The following is a 5,327-nucleotide window of genomic DNA, read 5'->3' as shown; positions in this document are numbered from 1 at the left end:
ATTCGTCGGCAGCGTCAGATGTGTATAAGAGACAGGTCTGTGGGCACTCCGATAATATGAAGATAAATAATAGTTTACGGGGTAAGAAAGAGGCTTACAGGAGTTCTCCTCTGACCACCATCAATTCTTCAAATGAAATCTTTTTTCTCCCCACAACATCGACCTTAAACCCCATTTTCTCCATTTTCTCCTTTACAGCTTCCAGCCCGGTAATTGAAGAAATCAACACCAGAATTTTTCCTCCGGGGCTCAGGTAGTTCCTGACCTCATCTAAAAACCGGTCAAGGGTTTCCCGCCCGCTGGCTCCGCCGTCAAAAGCATAATTTAACCAGCCGGGAACTTTTTCTTCTTCGGAAGTGGGAAGGTAGGGCGGGTTGAAGAGGATGAGGTCAAAAGAGGTTTTCCGGTTTTCCGGCTTCAGGCCTCTGAAAAGGTCTGTGCGGATTACCTCAACACCGTTTGCTTTTGCACAGCTGGCGGCGTGGGGGTTGATTTCTGTTGCAAGCACGCGGATGCCCTTAACATTTGTCCTGAGCACGGCAGATACAAAACCCGAGCCTGCCCCTATTTCAAGAATGTGCATGCCTGGCTCTGCCTCTTCAAGGGCTGCGTCAGCAAGCAAAAAGGAGTCTTCTGCAGGCTCGTAGACAAGGTCTGTGGCTCCGAGTTTGACCCGGGTGTTTTTGTATTCTATCTCAACCATGGATTATCTGGATTTGAGGTCAAAAATTATATTTGCAATGCTGGCAAGCTCTTCAGGAGTAAGGTTTTCCGCTCTTTTGTTCATGAAATCTTCAGGGAGCTGGTTTACAACCTCTTTTACTTCCGGGATCTTGAGCACATGATTTGTGTTCAGGATCGAATTTCTTAACTTTTTTCGGCGTTGGCTGAAGACTGCAGTAACAAATTCGAGAAAGAAGGCTTCGTCGCGGACCTCGAATGGAGCGGGACGGGGGATCAGTTTGATAACTGCAGATTCAACTTCAGGTGCTGGCTGGAAGACGCCTTTTGGAACCTTCATGAGGATGGAAGCATCGGCAAAGTAATATGTATCGACCGTAAGGCGGGAGTAGTCCTTGCAGCCTGGAGAAGAGACCATGCGGACTGCAAACTCGTACTGGTACATAAGAATTCCAAGTTTGAATTTGTAGCGCAGGAGTTTGAAGGTGATTTCCGAGGAGATGGAATAGGGAAGGTTTGAAACAACCTTGTCAAACTCAGGAAACTCGATTTTCAGGGCGTCGCCTGCAATAATCTCCACATTTTCAACAGTATCGAAGCGGTCGTGCAGGACTGAAACAAGGGCAGGGTCAAGTTCGACTGCAATTACCTTTTTTGCTCTCCTTGCAAGCCTTTCGGTTAGGTTTCCGATTCCTGCACCGATCTCAAGAACCGTATCCTGCGGACTTAGCTCAGCAGCAGCAACTATCCGGTCCAGGTAGCCAGTATCAACGAGGAAGTGCTGATCAAAGGTGCCTCCTTTTATATTGTACTTTTTAAGAATAGAACGAACCAGGGCTGAAACCTCCTTAATAAAGTAAGCATTTGTAAGCGTTTTGTATCGTTTGTAAATATTTCATTGACAATTTGTAAATATTATGTAAATATTTCGGATGTATTTTGTAAATGTTACGGATGTATTTTGTAAATATTTCGGATGTATTTTGTAAGTATTTTGTTTGAATTAAATTAAAGCAGACGAGTTAAAGTAAATAAATCGATTTAGTTAAAGTTAGTAAACCGTTAATAGATAAACCCTGTAGATAAATTCTCAAAAACCGAACGTGTAGAAGCCAGAGAGGCAGAAACCGTATTGAAAAAAAATAGAATGAAAAGGTTCACCGATCATTCGGGCCCTGATGGCGAGGAGGGATGGTGAACAGCCTGTACTTGATGAAATCATCCTTGAGTTCTTCTTCGATCCTGTGGGAAATGACTTTAGCAGGGTCATGAAGGCTCGGGATTCTCTCACGGATGTCCTGAAAGCTCTTAAACTCCCCTTTCTTGCGTTCATCAATGATAGACCACATGAGTTTTTTCCCTATTCCGGGAAGGAGTTCAAGCATATGCAGGCGGGTTGTGATGGAATGGGCATCGTTGAAGAATTTGACGAACCTTTCTTCTTTGTGCCTGATGCTTGCTTCAAGGATGAAGGGCAATTCGAGGTTTGCTCCGGTAGTAAGGTCAGAATGCCCGATCCTCTGTTTTACGTGGTCTATTTCATTTCTGTCTCCAGGCCCGATATAGACTCTTGACTGGATTTCAGGAACGACACCGGCTTTTGGGACCAGTTCCATAAGAGTGAACTTTTTATCCCCCACAGCCTGCACAAGAGGTTTTTTCTGGTACATTGACGTACCGTCAACGGATTTTCCATAGGGAAGATAATCGAGGACCCATACATATTCCTCCCTGTCCTGTGGACTCTCCGTGGCTTTTCCGGATGAGCGCGGAGCTCTTTCTGACTGCCTTTCAGATTGTGGTTTACCTGCCGGCCGCCTGCCGTCAGAAGAAGGTCTTTCGGCAGATGATCTGCCAGTGTACGGTCTACCTGATTGCGACTTCTCTACTTTCATCAGCACCCATCCTATCGATAAATATGAAACCCCATTAAATGTCAGGGTATGCTCACCTAGATATGCCAAGCTTCTTTTAGCTCTTCTATCTGGTTCAGGATCTTCCCCAGCTACCAGACCTGTTGAACTATTTCCCGAACACCAGTTTCCTGAAACTGACCTTTATCTCGGCATTCTCAGGTTCGGGGACTTAGAGGTCCAGAAAATCCTCTGCTGCTAAATTCTTCAGGTCAAGGTACTCTATGATACTTTAAAGTACTCTAACCAGATTTAGGATACTTCCCTCATGAATAACAAGATAAACTGCTATATAGATTATTCTCTTTACTTTTTAATTATTCCATAGCCGCGAATACATATTCCAGAATTTGATCCAGCTCTTCATTGCTCAGGGTGTACTTTTCTTTCGCATAGATTGACCTGAGTTCGTCTCTGGATTGAGGCAGGATGTCCGCGATCCTGATCGCGATAACGGGCTTCATTTTTTCAAGCTCAAGTAACTTATTAACAAGTTCCCTCGACTTCTCTCCGCTGATTTTTGAGAACTGTTCCGCATGATGCAGGGCTTTTCTGAAACTGTATGCAACCTCTAATCCCTGTTCTCTGCGCTCGTCAGCGATCCCGGAAAGTATATCCTTGACCTCAGCCAATGTCAATAACTCTTCGTTGATGACTTCCTTAACTATCATTGGAATACACTCTTTTGAATTAAAATTTCAGGTAGTTGTACTTCCTTACAGAGCAAATATGTTTTACTGCTATTATTGTGAGCTCTGATTCCTGCTGCCAGTATTTTCTGCCTTTCAGTACCCAGCATGCGCCCGATAAGCCGAAACTGTTTTGAATGACGTTATCCTGAACTATTTCAGCTATATGTTTTACAAATGATATATAATTATAGATGTTCCTTTGCCAGGATAAAAAACTAATTTTTAAAAAGCAGTTATTTCATATCCCCTTTAAACGTGCCCTTTTACAGGTTTTTAAGGGACATTAGTTCTGTTACATTCAATCCTTTAGCGGGCCGTTACTCAGGCTGTATTTACCGGAATTCCTGGCAGGATTTTCAAACCTCCGGTTGGAGGTCTGGATACCTTAAATTCCGAAATAAAAGGGAAAATTAGGTTGAAAAAACCTAACTACCTTGCTCGGAATCAGTACTTCTGAGGTTTCAGGTGCTGGGGAAGAGAAATGACGCTCTTCATTGCGTTTCCGTTGCGGACTGTCAGCACATATGAGCGACCGCGCTGCCCGACAACCTTTCCAGTGGATCCCTGAAACTTTGGATTTGGCATACCTTTCTGGACGCTAGGGTCTATGTCAATGTGGACCATCTGTCCTTCTTTGAATTCCTGGATTGCCCTGCTTACAGGGGATATTCCTCTTTCGCGAACCGTCTTCTTTAATTTGTATCTTGTGCAGCGTCTTTCACCGTGGGAATTTGACATCGCATGTTCCTCCGTTAGAATGCTAGATTAGTTTTTCTTTAATGAAGTTTCTGTTTAATAATTGATTTTCCTCTAAATAATATGGATATTATTTAAATGAACCGTTCATTAAGCCACTCTTTCCCTGTGGCCTGACCGGCTAATGAAACTGATTCAGATTGAAATCCAGATTGGTTTAGATTAGATCGATTCAATTTGTTTAGATTGATTTAGTTTATTTAAAGCAGATTCAGATGCCTGGGGCTTAAATTTCGACGTTAACTACATCAAGATCTTCCACAAGAGCTTGGATTCCTAGAAGCCCCGTCAGGCTTGGGTTTGTCCTGCCCTCGTCCCCGGAAACCAGCTCTTTGACGTAAAGCCCGCCTTCACAGTTTACGGTTATGTGGGCGCGACCATCATCTGTCAGCTCGTCAAGCGTAATGCTGTGCACGTATCTTTTCCGGACAAGATCTGCCCGCCTGTGAACCACACGCTTTGGAGTCTGCTGGGCAATCTCTGTGCCACTCAATGACTCAAGGCATGATTTAAGCTTTTCCTCTGAAACAGGCTCTTTAAATGTAACTTTAAGCTTATAAGTTTTATCCGCCTTTGAGCTCTTCAGGGTCTCAATCATACCTTTTTCGACAAAACGAAGTTCCCTTACCTCAACTTTTCCTGCAGCATTCTCATTAATTCTGGCAGCAAGTGCTTCAAGGTCAGCCACGCGTCTTACAGGAGACTTTGCTTCTACCACAAAGGGTCTACCGCTTCCGAGCATCAGGGCATCTATATCTTCCCTGCCAGAACCATGAAAAGCCGTATCAACAGCCTCAAATGCTTCGATAACAGGACCTTTGATAAGTTCGTCTACGGACTCTGGATATTGTTTGCCTGTAAACCCGCACCTTTCGCAGCCTCTGCCCTTACATGCCCTGCAGGGCCAGCGAGTCTGGGGGATTCCGCGGACTTTTTTGAGGTAGCGCCCGTAGATATATGCTGAACGGACCTGAAGCTCGAAGTTGTTTGCTGCAAGGTCAAGGGTGATCACAATATCCGGGTTTTCAAAATCCACTTCTTTTCCAACCGTTTCTGCAATCCGCTTGCCTACTTCCCGGTTAAGCTCGGATTTCAACTGCTCGGCATAGGCAGTCCCTGCCTCAGCCCATAGGATCTCTTCGTTTTCACTGAGAAGCCCGCTGACCTTTGTCCCCACGAGGAAGGTGGAGTACTCAAGACCTTCGAGAGCCTTTGCAGCTTTTTCTGCCCACCCATCCAGTTTTTTGAACTGGTCAAGGCAGACCCAGCACCTGTCTCTTATACA

At 44.7% G+C, this 5,327-nt stretch carries 6 protein-coding genes; all 6 read right to left on the bottom strand.

Going from position 1 to position 5,327, the window contains the following annotated elements; translation table 11 throughout:
* Positions 1-94: 94 nt before the first annotated feature.
* Positions 95-703: a HemK2/MTQ2 family protein methyltransferase gene (locus EO95_RS12180; protein ID WP_048134969.1), complete on the bottom strand. Its 609-nt coding sequence runs from the start codon at positions 701-703 to the stop codon at positions 95-97.
* A 3-nt stretch (positions 704-706) separates the two neighbouring features.
* Positions 707-1,516: a 16S rRNA (adenine(1518)-N(6)/adenine(1519)-N(6))-dimethyltransferase RsmA gene (rsmA, locus tag EO95_RS12175; protein ID WP_200895044.1), complete on the bottom strand. Its 810-nt coding sequence runs from the start codon at positions 1,514-1,516 to the stop codon at positions 707-709.
* Between the two features lie 322 nt (positions 1,517-1,838).
* Positions 1,839-2,576, bottom strand: a complete 738-nt coding sequence (locus EO95_RS12170; protein WP_048134966.1) for a DUF655 domain-containing protein — start codon at positions 2,574-2,576, stop codon at positions 1,839-1,841.
* Positions 2,577-2,911: 335 nt separating this feature from the next.
* Positions 2,912-3,265 carry an RNA polymerase Rpb4 family protein gene (locus EO95_RS12165; protein WP_048134964.1) on the bottom strand — a complete coding sequence of 118 codons (354 nt, stop codon included), beginning with the start codon at positions 3,263-3,265 and terminating at the stop codon, positions 2,912-2,914.
* Between the two features lie 465 nt (positions 3,266-3,730).
* A complete protein-coding gene (locus EO95_RS12160; RefSeq protein ID WP_048134962.1) occupies positions 3,731-4,024 on the bottom strand; it encodes a 50S ribosomal protein L21e in 294 nt (97 codons plus the stop codon).
* A gap of 244 nt (positions 4,025-4,268) precedes the next feature.
* A partial coding sequence (locus EO95_RS12155; protein WP_048134961.1) for a tRNA pseudouridine(54/55) synthase Pus10 occupies positions 4,269-5,327 on the bottom strand: 1,059 nt, incomplete at its 5' end.

Source organism: Methanosarcina sp. 1.H.T.1A.1 (assembly GCF_000979295.1).
In the GTDB taxonomy this organism is placed as follows: Archaea; Halobacteriota; Methanosarcinia; order Methanosarcinales; family Methanosarcinaceae; genus Methanosarcina.
This window is presented reverse-complemented; position numbering and strand designations above follow the sequence as displayed.